This is a genomic window from Bradyrhizobium sp. MV1.5 (assembly GCF_055807615.1).
In genome coordinates, this window is sequence record NZ_JBVVPL010000031.1 from 36,086 (window position 1) to 52,110 (window position 16,025).

At 65.0% G+C, this 16,025-nt stretch carries 17 protein-coding genes; 12 read left to right on the top strand and 5 right to left on the bottom strand.

What is annotated here, in order from left to right; all coding sequences use genetic code 11:
* The 4 genes from AC0L2J_RS25465 to AC0L2J_RS25480 form a co-directional block, all read left to right on the top strand.
* The coding region (locus AC0L2J_RS25465) for a ComF family protein (protein ID WP_473394892.1) at positions 1–622 on the top strand (622 nt) is incomplete at its 5' end.
* A gap of 47 nt (positions 623–669) precedes the next feature.
* Positions 670–945 (top strand): glutaredoxin 3, encoded by a 276-nt coding sequence (gene grxC / locus AC0L2J_RS25470; protein WP_007604552.1) that lies wholly within the window; start codon positions 670–672, stop codon positions 943–945.
* Positions 942–1,820: a carbon-nitrogen hydrolase family protein gene (locus tag AC0L2J_RS25475; protein WP_473394893.1), complete on the top strand. Its 879-nt coding sequence runs from the start codon at positions 942–944 to the stop codon at positions 1,818–1,820. Before grxC ends, AC0L2J_RS25475 begins: the two co-directional genes overlap by 4 nt.
* A complete protein-coding gene (locus AC0L2J_RS25480; protein WP_473394894.1) occupies positions 1,817–2,302 on the top strand; it encodes a DUF1178 family protein in 486 nt (161 codons plus the stop codon). The genes AC0L2J_RS25475 and AC0L2J_RS25480 overlap by 4 nt, the downstream gene beginning before the upstream one ends.
* Here AC0L2J_RS25480 and AC0L2J_RS25485 read toward each other — a convergent pair.
* The 3 genes from AC0L2J_RS25485 to AC0L2J_RS25495 form a co-directional block, all read right to left on the bottom strand.
* Positions 2,299–3,198 (bottom strand): EamA family transporter, encoded by a 900-nt coding sequence (locus AC0L2J_RS25485; RefSeq protein WP_473394895.1) that lies wholly within the window; start codon positions 3,196–3,198, stop codon positions 2,299–2,301. The genes AC0L2J_RS25480 and AC0L2J_RS25485 overlap by 4 nt on opposite strands.
* 270 nt (positions 3,199–3,468) lie before the next feature.
* Positions 3,469–4,242 carry a bifunctional 2-polyprenyl-6-hydroxyphenol methylase/3-demethylubiquinol 3-O-methyltransferase UbiG gene (gene ubiG / locus AC0L2J_RS25490; RefSeq protein WP_473394896.1) on the bottom strand — a complete coding sequence of 258 codons (774 nt, stop codon included), beginning with the start codon at positions 4,240–4,242 and terminating at the stop codon, positions 3,469–3,471.
* A 15-nt stretch (positions 4,243–4,257) separates the two neighbouring features.
* Positions 4,258–4,725, bottom strand: a complete 468-nt coding sequence (locus tag AC0L2J_RS25495) for a PH domain-containing protein (protein WP_473394897.1) — start codon at positions 4,723–4,725, stop codon at positions 4,258–4,260.
* Between the two features lie 149 nt (positions 4,726–4,874).
* Between AC0L2J_RS25495 and AC0L2J_RS25500 the strand changes: the two genes are divergently transcribed.
* The 5 genes from AC0L2J_RS25500 to AC0L2J_RS25520 all read left to right on the top strand — a co-directional run bounded on the left by AC0L2J_RS25500 (position 4,875) and on the right by AC0L2J_RS25520 (position 11,954).
* Positions 4,875–6,131, top strand: coding sequence for an aspartate kinase (locus AC0L2J_RS25500; protein WP_035973494.1), 1,257 nt, complete (start codon positions 4,875–4,877; stop codon positions 6,129–6,131).
* Positions 6,132–6,400: 269 nt separating this feature from the next.
* Positions 6,401–8,668: a phosphoenolpyruvate--protein phosphotransferase gene (ptsP, locus tag AC0L2J_RS25505; protein WP_007604540.1), complete on the top strand. Its 2,268-nt coding sequence runs from the start codon at positions 6,401–6,403 to the stop codon at positions 8,666–8,668.
* A gap of 57 nt (positions 8,669–8,725) precedes the next feature.
* The gene (gene prfA / locus AC0L2J_RS25510) at positions 8,726–9,811 is read left to right on the top strand and encodes a peptide chain release factor 1 (protein ID WP_473394898.1); all 1,086 of its coding nucleotides are present in this window, start codon (positions 8,726–8,728) and stop codon (positions 9,809–9,811) included.
* A 7-nt stretch (positions 9,812–9,818) separates the two neighbouring features.
* Positions 9,819–10,700 carry a peptide chain release factor N(5)-glutamine methyltransferase gene (gene prmC, locus AC0L2J_RS25515; RefSeq protein ID WP_473394899.1) on the top strand — a complete coding sequence of 294 codons (882 nt, stop codon included), beginning with the start codon at positions 9,819–9,821 and terminating at the stop codon, positions 10,698–10,700.
* Between the two features lie 462 nt (positions 10,701–11,162).
* Positions 11,163–11,954 (top strand): DUF4167 domain-containing protein, encoded by a 792-nt coding sequence (locus tag AC0L2J_RS25520; RefSeq protein WP_063992452.1) that lies wholly within the window; start codon positions 11,163–11,165, stop codon positions 11,952–11,954.
* Between the two features lie 71 nt (positions 11,955–12,025).
* Here the strand turns inward: AC0L2J_RS25520 and AC0L2J_RS25525 are convergent, their stop codons facing one another.
* Positions 12,026–12,772 carry a class I SAM-dependent methyltransferase gene (locus AC0L2J_RS25525; RefSeq protein WP_007599158.1) on the bottom strand — a complete coding sequence of 249 codons (747 nt, stop codon included), beginning with the start codon at positions 12,770–12,772 and terminating at the stop codon, positions 12,026–12,028.
* Positions 12,773–12,880: 108 nt separating this feature from the next.
* On the opposite strand from AC0L2J_RS25525, the gene gloB reads away from it, so the two are divergent.
* The 3 genes from gloB to AC0L2J_RS25540 all read left to right on the top strand — a co-directional run bounded on the left by gloB (position 12,881) and on the right by AC0L2J_RS25540 (position 14,867).
* Positions 12,881–13,648 carry a hydroxyacylglutathione hydrolase gene (gloB, locus tag AC0L2J_RS25530; RefSeq protein ID WP_063992451.1) on the top strand — a complete coding sequence of 256 codons (768 nt, stop codon included), beginning with the start codon at positions 12,881–12,883 and terminating at the stop codon, positions 13,646–13,648.
* Between the two features lie 37 nt (positions 13,649–13,685).
* Positions 13,686–14,108, top strand: coding sequence for a cupin domain-containing protein (locus AC0L2J_RS25535; RefSeq protein ID WP_473394900.1), 423 nt, complete (start codon positions 13,686–13,688; stop codon positions 14,106–14,108).
* 75 nt (positions 14,109–14,183) lie between these two features.
* The gene (locus tag AC0L2J_RS25540) at positions 14,184–14,867 is read left to right on the top strand and encodes a flavin reductase family protein (RefSeq protein WP_473394901.1); all 684 of its coding nucleotides are present in this window, start codon (positions 14,184–14,186) and stop codon (positions 14,865–14,867) included.
* Between the two features lie 288 nt (positions 14,868–15,155).
* Here AC0L2J_RS25540 and yddG read toward each other — a convergent pair whose 3' ends face one another.
* Positions 15,156–16,025, bottom strand: coding sequence for an aromatic amino acid exporter YddG (gene yddG, locus AC0L2J_RS25545; protein WP_473394902.1), 870 nt, complete (start codon positions 16,023–16,025; stop codon positions 15,156–15,158).

Below are 16,025 nucleotides of genomic sequence, written 5' to 3' on the forward strand. Positions count from 1 at the left end.
GCCCGCTGCCTGGGGTTTCCGCCGGGGGGCCTGCTCGCGGCTGGGATTCCTTTTTGTTAACTATCCGGCCCCCTACTTGGTGGCTTGGTCGGCTAGCGCCCGCCCGCCGGCCAACCCGGGGGCGCGCGCCGCCGTGCGCTATGACGACGTCGCGCGCACCCTGGTGCATGCGCTGAAATACCAGGACCGCACGGACTTGGCCCCCGCCATGGGCCGCTGGATGACGCGCGCAGGTGGCGAACTGCTCACCGAGGCCGACATGCTGGTGCCCGTTCCCCTGCACTGGCGAAGGGCCTGGCGCCGCCGCTACAACCAGTCCGGGGCGCTGGCGCGGATCATCGAGCGGCAGAGCGGGGTAAAGGTGAAGGCTGAGGTACTGCGCCGGGTACGCGCGACCGAGCAGCAGATCGGCCTGTCGCGGGCCCAGCGCGCCACCAATGTGCAAGGCGCATTCCAGGTATCCCCCGACCGCCAGGCCGACGTCCAAGGTCGGCGCATTGTCCTCATCGACGACGTCCTGACGTCGGGTGCGACGCTGGATGCCTGTGCGCGGGCCCTGCTCCGGGCCAAGGCCGCGCAAGTGGACGTGCTGGTGTTTGCCCGGGTTGTCGAGAGCCGGTGAAGTCCCATATAATTCAATGAATTCATGACATGAGAGCGCCAGACACCATGACCGCTGCTGTCGAGATCTACACGAGGCCGGGCTGCGGCTATTGTTCCGCCGCGAAGTCGCTGCTGACCCGCAAGAAGGCGACCTTCACGGAGTTCGATATCGCCAAGAACCCGTCCTGGCGCCAGGAGATGTACGATCGCTCCGGCGAGGGCTCCACCTTCCCGCAGATCTGGATCGGCGGAACCCATGTCGGCGGCTGCGACGAGCTCTACGCACTCGATCGCGAAGGCAAGCTCGACGGCATGCTCGAAAGCGTCAAGGCGGAGTCATGAGCGACAACAGGACCTTCACGGCGGCGATGGTGCAGATGCGCACCGGCCTGATGCCCGAGCCGAGCCTCGAGCAGGCCACCGGGCTGATCCGCCAGGCTGCGGCCAATGGCGCCGACTACGTGCAGACGCCCGAAGTCAGCAACATGATGCAGCTCAACCGCAAGGCCCTGTTCGAGCACCTCCAGAGCCAGGACGACGATAACTCGCTGAGGGCGTACCGGGCGCTCGCTGCCGAACTGAAGATCCACATCCATATCGGCTCGCTGGCGCTGCGCTTTTCCGACGAGAAAGCGGTCAACCGCTCGTTCCTGATCGGGCCCGAGGGCAATGTGCTCGCGAGCTACGACAAGATCCACATGTTCGATATCGAGCTGCCGGACGGCGAGAGCTATCGCGAATCCGCCAATTACCAGCCGGGCGAGACGGCCGTGATCTCCGACCTGCCCTGGGGCCGCGTCGGCCTGACGATCTGCTACGATGTCCGCTTCCCCGCGCTCTACCGCGCGCTGGCCGAAAGCGGCGCGTACTTCATCACGGTACCCTCGGCCTTCACCCGCAAGACCGGCGAGGCGCATTGGCACGTATTGTTGCGCGCGCGCGCGATCGAGACCGGTTGCTTCATCTTCGCCGCGGCGCAGGCAGGCCTGCACGAGAACAAGCGCGAGACCTATGGCCATTCGCTGATCATCGATCCCTGGGGCGAGATCCTCGCCGAAGGCGATGTCGAACCCGGCATCATCATGGCTGAAATCGATCCGGTAAAGGTCGAGACCGCGCGCCGCGCGATCCCCTCACTCCAGCACGGCCGCCGCTTCGGCGTCGCCGACCCCAAGGCGGGGCCGGACCATCTGCACCTGGTGCGGGGATCGGCATGATCCGCTACGCGCTCCGCTGCGACCGGAGCCACGACTTCGAGAGTTGGTTCCAGAGCTCGGCCGCGTACGACCAGCAGGTGAAGCGCAAGCTCGTGACGTGTCCGATCTGCGGCTCGGCCAAGGTCGACAAGGCGATCATGGCGCCGCGCATCGTCGGCAAGAAGGGCCGCGGACGCGCCACGCCGCCGCCTGAGCCCACCGCCACGACGACCGCGCCCGAGGCTGCGCAATCCGCACCGACCTCGCTGTTGATGGCGCAGGAGCGCGAGCTGCGCGCCAAGCTCAAGGAGCTGCGCGATCACATCGTGAAGAACGCCGACAATGTCGGGGAGCGATTCGCCACCGAAGCCCGCGCGATGCATTACGGCGACAAGGAGCACCGTCCGATCTACGGCGAGGCCTCGCCGGACGAGGCCAAGTCGCTGATCGACGAAGGCATCGAGGTGTCGCCGCTGCCGACGCTGCCGGAAGACCGGAACTAGACTCCCACCAGCACCGCGACGCCGATTACGATCAGCGCGATGCCAATAATCTCGCGCGGCGCGATCGGCTGCTTGAACGAGTAATACGCCACGGCTTGCGCGAACAGCACCTCGATCAAGGCGAGGGTGCGGACATTGGCGGCGGCCGTCAGCGCGAACGCCAGGAACCAGAACTGCGAGGCGAAGGCGCCCATGAAGCCGGCGAGCAGCGATGGCTTCCAAAGCCCCAAGATCGCCTGAAGCACGTTCGGCGCGCGCCAGAGCAGATAGATCGTCAGGATCAGCGTCTGCACGAACAGGCCGAGCACCAGCGTGAACGATGCCGCCGTCACGAACGAGACATCGGGCACGTTGATGATGGCGCCGCGGAAGCCGACCGCAGAGAGCGCGAAGGCCGCGGCCGCGACGAGACCGGTGATCGTCGGTTTCAATTCGGCAAAGCTCTTCTCGCCGCCGGGCCGCAGCGCGGTGATGACGACGCCGATTGTCGCGATCACGATCGCCAGCACCTTCAGCCATGTCAGATGATCGCCGAGGAAGACGAAGCCGAAGATGGCGGTCTGGATCGCCTCGGTTTTCAAATAGGCCGTCGTCACCACGAAGGAGCGGTCGTTCATGGCGAGCAGCATCAGGCCGGTCGCGACGATCTGGCTGAGCGCGCCGAGCAGGAGCCACGGCCAGAACACACCGGGCGGCATGTCGACATGATCGCCGTTGGCGACCAGCACCACCGCGAGAAACAGCAGCGAGAACGGAAAGCCGAACAGGAAGCGGATATTGGTTGCGCCCCAGGTCCCCAGCGGCTTCGTCAGCGACCGCTGCATCGCATTGCGCGCGACCTGGCCAAGCGCGGCAATGACGGTGAAGGGAATCCAGAGGCTGGCGATGGTGAACATGGGTGGGATGGCGGTGGGAGGAACAGGACGTTGATGTCAACGTGCCGCTCGCGCTCAAGCAGGTCAATCACGCGGATGTCATGGGTGCGATGCTTGCCTGACAAACTCAGTGTGGTCCTGGGCAAGCGAAGCGCAGATCCAGGACCATTACCCCAAGGAGTGATTTGGCGAAGACTCGTGGTTATCAGCCTTCGCCTAACTAGACCCCTGGGGTATAATGGGTCCTGGCTTTCGCCAGGACGACGCCGGATGTTTGGAAGCAGCAACGCCTCACACCATGCCTTCCGCCACCACCATGTAGTTCACGTCCATGTCTGACGAGAGGGTCCATTTGTCGGCGAAGGGGCTGTAGACGACGCCCGTCTGCTCGGTGATGACCAGGCGATTGTCGAGCAGGTATCTCGTCAGCTCGTCGGGGGTGACGAACTTGTTCCACTCGTGGGTGCCGCGCGGCAGCCAGCGCAGGACGTATTCGGCGCCGACGATGGCGAGCGCAAAGCTCTTCCAGTTCCTGTTCAGCGTCGAGACCACCATCAACCCGTTTGGCTTCAGCATCGCGGCGCAGCGCTTCAGGAAAACGCCGACGTCGACGACGTGCTCGACCACCTCCATCGCCAGCACGATGTCGAAGCGCTCGCGCGGGTCGATCTCCTCGACCGTGGTGCAGCGATAGTCGATCGCGAGATGCGCCTTGTCGGCATGCAGCTTCGCGGCCGCGATGTTGCTGACCGACGGATCGACGCCGATGACCTGCGCACCCAGGCGCGACAGCGGCTCGCAGAGCAGGCCGGCGCCGCAGCCGATGTCGAGCACGCGCAGACCGCCGAGGCAGTTGAGGCTGCGCGCGTTGCGCTCGAACTTGCGGCAGGCGGCATCGCGGATGTAGCCGAGCCGCAGCGGGTTGATCCGGTGCAGCGGCGCCATCTTGCCGTTGGGGTCCCACCACTCGGCTGAAAGTTTTGAGAATTTCGCGATCTCGGCGGCGTCGACGGTCGAGCCCGGCTGCGGGCTTGCGGTAGCGGAAGTATTTTGCTGCATGCTCATGGGTTGCGCGCGGTCCTACCGCGTGGTGATCGAACTGCGGAAGGCGAGCGGCGAGGCGATGGTCCGGATGGTTTCGCGACCTTCCCCCACGCCATTGATGGTGACATCGCCATAGTTGAGAATACGTCCAAGAATGGTCTGATTCACATCGACGCTCTCGACCTTGTCCAGCGCCATCTCGAAGGTGCGGCGCTTGATGAAGCCGGTCTTGTGCACGATCCGCAAATTGGTCACGTCAGTCTCGGTGGTAAAGCGATGGAACCAGCCCTTCACGGTCCAGTACAGCGCCGCCAGAGCCACCAGGCCGGCCGCGACGAGGCAGAGCAGCACGAGCCCCTCGACGATGGTTTGCCGGGACAGGACGAACAGGGCCAGCGCCACGATCCAGGCCAGGATCGCCGGAAAATAGAAGATCCAGTGCGCATTGGTCGAATACAGCACCCGCTCGCCCGGTTGCAGGATCTCGTCGATATAACGCGCCATGACCTCGATTAACCCATTGCCCGGATTGGCCCGCCCAGGAACCCGCTTGCCCCCGGCCCCGCCGCTCTGTATACGCGCGGTCGGTATCGCAGGCACCCGTCCAGCGCGGGTCACCATACTTATCCTTATGAGGGAATGCACGCGTCGTCATGAGCCGCCTCGTGATGAAATTCGGCGGCACATCCGTCGCCAACATCGAACGTATCCGCAACGTCGCACGCCATGTGAAGCGTGAGGTCGACGCCGGCCATGAAGTGGCCGTGGTCGTCTCGGCGATGTCCGGTAAAACCAACGAGCTGGTGGCCTGGTGCACCGAGGCCTCGCCGATGCACGACGCGCGCGAATACGACGCCGTGGTCGCCTCGGGCGAACAGGTGACGTCCGGCCTGCTTGCCATCGTGCTTCAGGGCATGGGTATCCAGGCCCGCTCCTGGCAGGGCTGGCAGATCCCGATCAAGACCAGCGACGCCCATGCCTCGGCCCGGATCGAGGGCATCGACGGCAGCGAGATCATCAAGCGCTTCAGGGAGCGCAAGGAAGTCGCCGTGATCGCCGGCTTTCAGGGCATCAACCCCGAGACCAACCGCATTACCACGCTCGGCCGCGGCGGCTCCGATACCTCGGCCGTGGCGATCGCCGCCGCCGTCAAGGCGGACCGCTGCGACATCTACACCGACGTCGACGGTGTCTACACCACCGATCCGCGAATCGTGCCGAAGGCGCGCCGACTCGACAAGATCGCGTTCGAAGACATGCTGGAACTGGCCTCCCAGGGCGCCAAGGTGCTCCAGGTCCGCTCCGTGGAACTCGGCATGGTCCACAACATGCCGATTTTCGTCCGCTCGAGCTTCGACAAGCCCGAGGATATCGATCCGCATGCCAACCAGCCGCCCGGCACGCTGATCTGCAGCGAGGAGGAGATCATGGAAAGCCACGTCGTCACCGGCATCGCCTTTTCGAAGGACGAGGCCCAGATCTCGGTACGCCAGATCGAGGACAAGCCCGGCGTGGCGGCGTCGATCTTCGGCCCGCTCGCGGATGCCAACATCAACGTCGACATGATCGTGCAGAACGTCTCCGAGGACGGCAAGACCACCGACCTCACCTTTACGGTCCCGGCCGCCGACTACACCAGGGCCAAGGAGACGATCACCGCGGCCAAGAGCCAGATCAATTATGCCCGGCTCGACACTGCGACCGACGTCGCCAAGATCTCGGTGATCGGCAGCGGCATGCGCAGCCATGCCGGCGTTGCCGCCCAGGCGTTCTCGGCCCTCGCGGGACGGAATATCAACATCCGGGCCATTACAACCTCCGAGATCAAATTCTCGGTTCTGATCGACACCGCCTATACCGAGCTTGCGGTGCGCACCCTGCACACGCTCTACGGTCTCGATCAGGCTTAGGCTAATTTTCTCTTAGCGGTCGCAGCAAACGCTGAGGTCTCCACACTTTCGCGTTTGGCAGGCGTTTTGCTTGGCAAAACAAGCCCCAATTCGCTATACGGCGAACAGGGTGGGCTGCCGGAAACTGTGCCCCAGTTGAGGCGGTGCTGATTCGGCCCAGGCAACCGCCGGGGCTGGCGCCGGACGAGCAAATTTGTTGTTTTTCTGGATTTCTGGGCGAGCCGCCGCGGGTCCTTTCGGCCCCGGCAGACGGAGGAGATTGACGGTTCATGCGGAGCGCGTCGGGAGGTCCCCGCGTCTTGTTGAGACGGCTCCGCGAAACCATGGCGGAGCAGGTCTCGGCCCAGGAGCGGCTCGACAAGATCGTGGTGCTGATCGCGGCCAACATGGTGGCCGAGGTGTGCTCCGTCTATGTGCTGCGCGTCGACAACACGCTCGAGCTCTATGCCACCGAAGGTCTCAACCGCGAGGCGGTGCACCACACCGTGCTCAGCGCCCATGAGGGCCTTGTCGGCCTGGTCGCCAGCGAGGCAACCCCTCTCAACTTGAACGATGCGCAGAGCCATCCGGCCTTCTCTTTCCGCCCGGAGACCGGCGAAGAGATCTACCACTCCTTTCTCGGCGTGCCGATCCTGCGCGCCGGCAACACGCTCGGCGTGCTGGTGGTGCAGAACCGCGCCAAGCGCAACTATGTCGAGGAGGAGCTCGAGGCGCTTCAGACCACCGCGATGGTGCTGGCGGAGCTGATCGCCTCCGGCGAGCTGTCTGCGCTGGCCCAGCCGGGCCATGAGCCCGCGGCGCGCCATTCGGCGCAGAAGGTCGGCGCCATCCTGTCGGAAGGCATCGCGCTCGGCCATGTCGTGCTGCACGAGCCCCGCGTGGTCATCAAGGACTACATCGCCGAGGACCTGCCGAAGGAGATCAAGCGGCTCGACACCGCGCTGGCCAAGCTGCGCGCCGATCTCGACCGCATGCTGGAGCGCGGCGACGTCGCCGAGGGCGGCGAGCATCGCGAGGTGCTGGAAGCCTATCGCATGTTCGCCAACGACCAGGGCTGGTCGCACAAGCTGCACGAGGCGGTCGCCACCGGCCTCACGGCGGAAGCCGCCGTCGAGCGTGTGCAATCCGACACCCGCGCGCGCATGCTGCGCTCGACCGATCCCTATTTGCGCGACCGGCTGCATGATCTCGAGGATCTCGGCTATCGCCTGATGCGGCAGCTGGTCGGCCAGGATCACGCGCCGTCACGCGAACAATTGCCCGACAATGCCATCGTCATCGCGCGCGCGATGGGCCCGGCGGCGCTGCTCGACTACGACCGCAAGCGCCTGCGCGGCATCATATTGGAAGAAGGCACCGCCAATTCCCACGTCTCGATCGTGGCGCGCGCGCTCGGCATTCCCGCGGTCGGCGAAGTCCCGAACGCGCCTGGTATCGCCGATCCCGGCGACGCCGTCATCGTCGACGGCACCTCCGGCATGATCTATGTGCGCCCATCGCAGGAGGTCGAAGCCGCCTTCGCGGAGCGCGTGCGCTTCCGCGCCCGCCGCCAGGCGCAGTATCTGGCGCTGCGCGACCGGCCCTGCGTCACCAAGGACGGCCAGAAGGTCGAGCTGATGATCAATGCGGGTCTCGCGATCGACCTGCCGCACATCGAAGACACCGGCAGCGCCGGCATCGGCCTGTTCCGCACCGAGCTGCAATTCATGGTGGGCCAGAGCCTGCCGCGCACCAGCGACCAGCTCGCGCTGTATCGCACCGTGCTGGATGCCGCCGGCACGAAGCCCGTCACCTTCCGCACCCTCGACATCGGCGGCGACAAGGCGCTGCCTTACATGGAGGCGGTGATCGAGGAGAATCCCGCGCTCGGATGGCGCGCGATCCGGCTCGGCCTCGACCGTCCCGGCCTGTTGCGCGGCCAGATCCGCGCGCTGCTGCGCGCCGGCGGCGGCCGCGCGCTGCGCATCATGTTCCCGATGATCTCGGAGGTGGGAGAATTCGATTCGGCGAAGGCGCTGGTCGAACGCGAGCTGACCTATCTGCGCCAGCACGGCCACACGCTGCCTGAAAGAATCGACATCGGCACCATGGTCGAGGTGCCGGCGCTGCTTTATCAGCTCGACGAACTCCTGAAGAAGGTCGACTTCATCTCGGTCGGCTCCAACGATCTATTCCAGTTCCTGTTTGCGGTCGACCGCGGCAACGCAAAAGTCTCCGAGCGCTTCGACACCATGTCGGCGCCGATCCTGCGCGCGCTGCGCGACATCGCACACAAGACGCAAGCCGCGAACAAATCGCTGTCGCTCTGCGGCGAGATGGCGTCGAAACCGATCGGTGCGCTGGCGCTGATCGCGATGGGCTATCGCTCGTTGTCGCTCTCGGCCACCGCGCTCGGCCCGGTCAAGGCCATGGTGCTCGATCTCGACGCCAAGAAGGCCGAAGCGATGCTCGGCCCGTTGTTGGACGCGCCCGCCGGCAGCGTCTCGATCCGGCAGAAGCTGACGGAATTTGCCGAGGCCGAAGGCCTGGCGTTGTAGCGGGCCTGTCGCCCCCTCCTGCCGCCTCGCCCTTTCCCGCATTTTGAGACTGAACCAATGTCGTCACTCCCCGAAGCCAAACTGGACGTCCTGCTCGCGCATCACGCCTCGCTGGAGGCCGAATCGCTCGGTCAGCTCGCCTCCGAACGCTATGTGCAGATCACGCGTGAGCTCGCCGAGCTCACGCCGCTCATCGAAGCGGTCAAAGCCTATCGTTCGGCCGTCAAGGAGCTCGCCGACACCGAGGCGCTGATCGCCGACTCCGCGACCGATGCCGAGATGCGCGCCATGGCGGAAGCCGAGCGCGACGAACTGACGCCGAAGATCGAGGACCTGGTCCAGAAGATCCGCGTCGCACTGCTGCCGAAGGACGCGATGGACGATCGCAACGTGGTGCTGGAAATCCGCGCCGGCACCGGCGGCGACGAGGCTTCGCTCTTCGCCGGCGACCTGTTCCGGATGTACGAGCGCTTCGCGGCCCTGCAGGGCTGGAAAGTCGAAGTGATCTCGGCGAGCGAGGGCAGCGTCGGCGGCTATAAGGAAATCATCGCCGAGGTCCAGGGCCGCGGCGCGTTCTCGAAGCTGAAATTCGAGTCCGGCGTGCACCGGGTACAGCGCGTGCCGGACACCGAGACGCAGGGGCGCATCCACACATCCGCCGCCACCGTCGCCGTGATGCCCGAGGTCGAGGAGGTTGACGTCGAGATCCGGAACGATGATTTGCGTATTGAAACCATGCGCGCCGGAGGCGCCGGCGGCCAGCACGTCAACAAGACCGAATCGGCGATCCGCATCACCCACATCCCGACCGGCATCGTGGTGATGATGCAGGACAGCCGCTCGCAGCACAAGAATCGCGCTTCCGCCATGAACATCCTGCGTTCGCGCATCTACGACGCCGAGCAGCAACGCCTCGACGCGGCGCGCTCGGCCGAGCGCAAGGAGAAGGTCGGCTCCGGCGATCGCAGCGAGCGCATCCGCACTTACAATTTTCCGCAAGGACGCGTCACCGATCACCGCATCAATTTGACGCTCTACAAGCTGCCGCAGGTGATCGCGGGCGAAGCGCTGGGCGAATTGACCGACGCGCTGACCACCGAGCACCAGGCCGCGCAGCTCGCCGCTCAGGGCGCGGCGGCGTGACCGGCGCGTGAGCAATCCCTTCACCGCATTATCCGTTGAGAGCGCGCGGCGCGCGCTCGCCGCGCAACTGAGATCGGCGCAGCTCGAAGAAGCCGAGCTCGACGCGCGGATCCTGCTCGGCGCGGCACTCGGACTTGATCTCACAGGTCTCGTTGCGCAGGCCGCACGCCTGCTTACGGAAACCGAGACGTCGCGGCTCGCGCAATATGTCGGGCGCCGCATCGCCGGCGAGCCGGTCGCCCGCATTCTCGGCACGCGTGAATTCTGGGGCCTGCCGTTTCGTCTGTCGGAAGCAACGCTGGTGCCGCGTCCCGACACCGAGACCGTGGTCGAACTGGCGCTCGAAATCTTTCGCGAGCGGCAAGCCTCCCATCAGATACGCATCGCCGATATCGGCACCGGATCCGGCGCCATCCTGCTCGCGCTGCTGCACGAAATTCCCGGCGCCGTCGGCGTCGGCACCGATCTCAGCCTGACCGCGCTCAAGACCGCCAGAGACAACGCCGCTGCTCTGGGCCTTGCCGACCGCGCCGGCTTCGTCGCCTGCTCCTACGCAGCGGCGCTCCGCGGCCCGTTCGACCTCGTCGTGTCGAACCCGCCCTACATCCCGTCGGCCGAAATTCCGAAATTGAGCATCGAGGTGCGCGAGCACGATCCGCATCTGGCGCTGGACGGCGGCAATGACGGTTACGACGCCTATCGCGCCCTGATCCCGCAGGCGGCTGAACGTCTCGCCCCCGGCGGAGCACTGATCGTCGAGGCCGGACAGGGCCAGGCCCGAAATATTGAAACCTTGATGACAGCTGCCGCGTTGGTCGTGGACAGGCCGCCCAAGGCCGATCTGGCGGGCATCCCGCGGGCGGTTTCGGCCCGGAAAATGCCCCCATAAAAGCCGGATTGGGCTGCAAAAAACCTCTTGGAATATCCCTTGGGAACGACTACCTTCCGACCAACACATCGGTGCCGGCCCCGTAGACCTACGGGCGAAAGCCGGGCTCTCGGGCGAGAGCTTACTGATAATGGTTCCAAGCCGCAGGTCCTGTTGAGCGCGATGGCCATTTGAGCTGCGCTGCTTACCGACCGCAACGTGAACGAAAGCCTGATATTGCGCTTGAAGACTTACGCAACAAAGCAGGGCTTGTTTCGGCAGGCGATATGAATGGGTTCGCTGGCGATGGATGCTGGCGGTGGGGAACGCGTCTTTTGTTGAACGCGACGGTCGACGAACATCGGCAGGGATCAATCCGCTCTTGCGTGCGGTTGCGCGCAAGCGATGTGAACCGCTGTCATCAGGTCACTCTCGGCAATCAGTAATGCGTGCAACCTTTAGGGCTGGAATTAAAGGCAGGACATGAGAAACGGTCAGAACAAGCAGCGGATGCGCAACCGCAACAATAATAATAACAATAACAACAATAATAACCGGCGCGGCCAGAACCCGATGACCCGGGTCTACGAGTCCAACGGACCCGATATCAAGATCCGCGGCACGGCTTCGCATATTGCTGAAAAGTATCTCCAACTCGCGCGCGACGCACGCTCCTCCGGAGACCCCGTTGCGGCCGAGAACTACTACCAGCATGCCGAGCATTATTTTCGCCTGATCGCGACGGCTCAGGAACAGTTCCGGCAGAATCAGCAGCCACGCGGCGACGAGCCCATCAGCAACAGCAGCGGCGACGACGGCGAGGACGACGGCGAGAATTTCTCGAACTTCGGCCAGGAGCCGGGTTTTGTCCCACAGCCGCCACCGCAGCCCTTCACGCGCGACCGCGACGGCCCGCGCGATCATCAACCGCGTGATCATCAGCCCCGCGACAACCACTATCAGCGCGACAACCAGCAGCCGCGCGAGCATCGCGAACGCGACCATCGCCCGCAGCCGCAATATCAGCCCCAGCCGCAACCGCTGCCGCTGAACCAGCCCCAGCCCGTCGTAGCCGACGCCGTCAGCGTCGATCGCCTGCCGTCCTTCATCACCGGCCCGCAGCCGCAGGTGAGCGGTGGCGCGCCCGGCCAGGCCGGCTTCGAGGGTGGTGGTGGCGAGCGCTTTCCGCGGCGGCGCCGCCGGCCGAATGGCCCGCGCCCCGAGCGCGAAGCCGCTCCGGCCGCTTCGAGCGACGAAGTGGCTCCCGGCGAGTAAGCCTTTCGCCGGACGTCCTGCGCCAGATACCCTGACCTGAATCGTCCCGGCATGTCCGGGACGATTTGTTTTTAGCCGCGCGTCGCCGTCGTCGAGGACGGTACCAGCACCGGCTTCGCCAGCGAGGGAATCAGCCGCGCCCGCTCGCGCTTGGCGGGGATCGCGCGGTAGACCTGCTTGGTCGCCTCGACGATGTGCACGCCGGCAAAGGGCAGCGACAGCGCCGCGCCGGCCCGCTCCCACATCTGTGCGGATTTCAGCACCCAGCCGCCGGCATAGGGCGGCATGAACAGCGCCTCGCCCCAGGCGGTCGGGGTGAACCAGGTCTGGCGCAACAGGTCCGTGATCTGCGAGCGCGAATAGGGCCGGCCGTGACCGAACGGCGTGCTGTCGGTGCGGGTCCACACCCCGCGCCGGTTCGGAATCACCGCAATCACGCGACCGGACGGCGACAGCACGCGCCATGCCTCGCGCAGCAGCGCGGCCGGATCGTCCGACATCTCCAGTGCGTGGACCAGCAGGATGCGATCGACCGCGGCGTCGGGAAGCGGCAGCGAGAACTCATCCACCAGCGAGGCGAGTGCCGGCCGTCCCGTCGGCCATTTCAGGACGCCCTGGGCCGACGGCATGAAGGCGATGCAGCGCTCCGCGTCCTCGCGGAACAACCCGAGATAGGGCGTGGGATAGCCGAAGCCGAGCACCCGCTGGCCGTCGACGCGCGGCCAGCGCTCCCGAATGCCGCGATTGATCATTTGCCGCGCCACAATCCCGAGGCGACGGGAGTAGAACTCGCGGAGGTCGACGACATCAATGGTCATGACCGCAATGTAACATGCACGAGGTGGCCCCTGCGCGCGGAATATTGCATTGCCTGCGCAACGTTAACGCCATATTTGTCTGACGGAGCTGAGCGCGATGGAGACGACATGGCCGCCGAAATTCGTACTTTCACCTGTTTAAACGACAATTTCGGTTATCTGATCCACGATGTGGAAACCAAGGCGACGGCGTCGATCGACGCGCCGGAGGCCGGCCCCATCGTGAGGGCGCTCGAGCGCGAGGGCTGGCAGCTCACCGACATCCTGATCACCCATCATCATGGCGATCATGTCGGCGGAGTCGCCGAACTCAAGCAGAAATACAATTGCCGCGTCGTCGCGCCGCATGACAAGACGACGGAGATCGCAGACGTCGACCTGCGCGTCGCCAATGCCGAAATCGTCAAGGTCGGCAGCTTGCTGGGGCGCGTACTGGAGACGCCCGGCCACACGCTCGACCACATCTCCTATGTGTTCGACACCGAGAAGGCGTTGTTCGCCGCCGACACGCTCTTCTCGATCGGCTGCGGCCGCGTGTTCGAGGGCACCTATCCGATGATGTGGGATTCGCTTTTGAAACTGCGTGCCCTGCCCGACGACTTCAAGCTCTATTGCGGCCATGAATACACGGCGTCCAACGTCAAGTTCGCACTGACCGTCGACCCCGACAATGCGGCGCTGCAAGCGCGCGCGGCGGAGGTGGCGAGGCTGCGGGCCGAGAACAAGCCGACCATTCCCTCGCTGCTTGGCGACGAGAAGCGGACAAACGTGTTCCTGCGCGCCGACGAACCGTCGATCGCAGCCAGGCTGCACATGAAGGGCGCGGATGCCACCGCGGTCTTCGGCGAGCTGCGCGAGCGCAAGAACAAGTCTTGAAGACCAAATCTTGAAAAGCAAATCCTGACGGGAATCGATGCCGACCGCAGCCGAGATCATCGCGCGCCTCGAACTCCGCCCGCATCCCGAGGGCGGGCACTATCGCGAGACGTTTCGCGACCAGACCACCGACGCCAACGGCCGCGCACGCTCGACCCTCATCTACTTCCTGCTGGCGCGCGGCGAGCGCTCGCACTGGCATCGCATCGATGCGGTCGAGAGCTGGCACTATTACGCCGGCAGCCCCCTGACACTGCGCATCGCCCATGACGGCTGCTCCCAGCACGAGGTGCGGCTCGGTACGGACCTCGTGAGCGGCGAACGGCCGCAGGCGATCGTGCCGGCGGATGCGTGGCAGACGGCGGAGACCACCGGCGAGTGGACCCTGGTCGGCTGCACCGTGGCGCCCGCCTTCGAGTTCGCGAGGTTCGAGCTAGCGCCGAAGGGCTGGGAGCCCTGAATCTCAATCTGGAATCGGGTGGGTTCGATCCGCTTCTCCCTTTACGACAGCGCTTCCAATCAACAGGAGCGCACGATGCACGGAACACTCGGCCCCGCCGCCGTCCAGATCGACCCGGCCATCTTGTATTTCGGCACGCCCGTCGTCCTCATCGGCTCAACCAATGAAGACGGCACTTCCAATCTCGCGCCGATGTCGTCGGCATGGTGGGTCGGGTGGCGCTGCATGCTGGGACTGGCCCGGAATTCCAAGACCACCGAGAACATGATTCGCACGGGCGAATGCGTGCTCAATCTGCCGTCCGCCGATCTCGTCGCCGCGGTCGATCGCCTCGCACGGACCACGGGATCGGATCCGGTGCCGCCCGGCAAACTCTATCGCGGCTATCGGCACGAGAAGGACAAGTTCGGTCGTGGCGGACTAACCGTGCTGCCGGGCGAAACAGTCGCGGCACCGCGTGCGGCCGAGTGTCCCGTGCAGATGGAAGCCAAGGTCGCCCATGTCCATGAGATGGCGCAGGATGACGAGGTCTGGCGTGGCAACCTTACGGCGATCGAGGTGCGCATCACCCGCGTGCACGCGCATCCAGAGATCATGATGGACGGCGCCACCAATCGCATCGACCCGGACAAATGGCGGCCGCTGATCCTCAGTTTTCAGGAATTCTACGGCTTGACACCGCAGCGCTTGCAGCGTTCCGAACTCGGGCAGATCCCTGAAGTGATGTACCGGCCACCGGGTTGGCAGCCGGCGCTTTAGCCGCGGATCAATCCTGGTCGGCTGCAGTGGGCTTCCGCACGGGTATTCGACGAACAAACCTGGTCGGAAGCCTCTCATAGGCCGGCCGATAACCACCGGCTCGATAATCTTCCTCTGTCAATTCAATGAAGAATTCTCCATCGCTTATCGTAACGGTCTCGGGCCGGCCATTCGCGTGCTCGTTCCGATAAATGCCGGTAAACCTTTCGGGCGTCGCGCTGACTTGCGCCACGGCGCCCGGAGCAGCGAGCATCGAGATCAGCATCAGAGGTATGGCGAGAGAGCGAATCATCGCTTCCGCAGCACCATGTCCTTCGCCGCGATCAGGCCGCCGCCGGCGATCAGGATGGCGGCGATGGTGATGTTGGTACTCGCCTTCGCAAAGCCTGCGGCGATGAGGAAGCCGGTCGAGAGCAGCGGCGTCGCGTAGGAGGCGGCGCCGAGCACGCGGATATCGCCGCGCTTCATGCCGATGTCCCAGGCGTAGAACGCAGCACCGACGGGACCGATGCCGAGCGCGAGCACGGAGAGCCATTGCAACGTCGTGTCCGGCCATACCGTGGTTTCAAGCAGTCCATGCATCAGCGCGGCAAGCACCGCGGTAGCAAGACAGAATCCCGCGACAGCATCGGTCGGCACCGCCTTCAATCGCCGCGACAACACCGAATAGATCGCCCATACGAACGCTGCGATGAAGGCCGCGGCTAATCCCGGCAATTGCCCCCGGGTGAAGCTGGAGGTGCTCCCGGCGAACAGCAGCACGGTGCCGACGAGACCGAGCAGGGCGCCGACGACGTGATGCACGGCAAGCCGCTCGCCCGGTAGGAACGACGAGAACAGCACGATCAGGAGCGGCCACAGATAATTCAGCAGGCCGGCTTCAGCCGGTGGCGCAAAGCGCAACCCGAGGAAATACAGCGCGTGATAGCCGAACAGTCCGCCGACACCCACGGTCCACACGACCAGCGGCTGACGCAGGCTCTTGGCCGCCTCGCCGCGGCCGATCCAGGTGAGCAGCCCGACCAGACCGCCGATCGCGAACGTCATCGCGGCCAGCTGGAACGCCGGGATCTTTCCGGTCGCCACCGTCATCACTGACAGCAGCGACCACATCAGGATCGCGGTCAATCCGATCAGCGTCGCGGTGCGGGGAGTCAT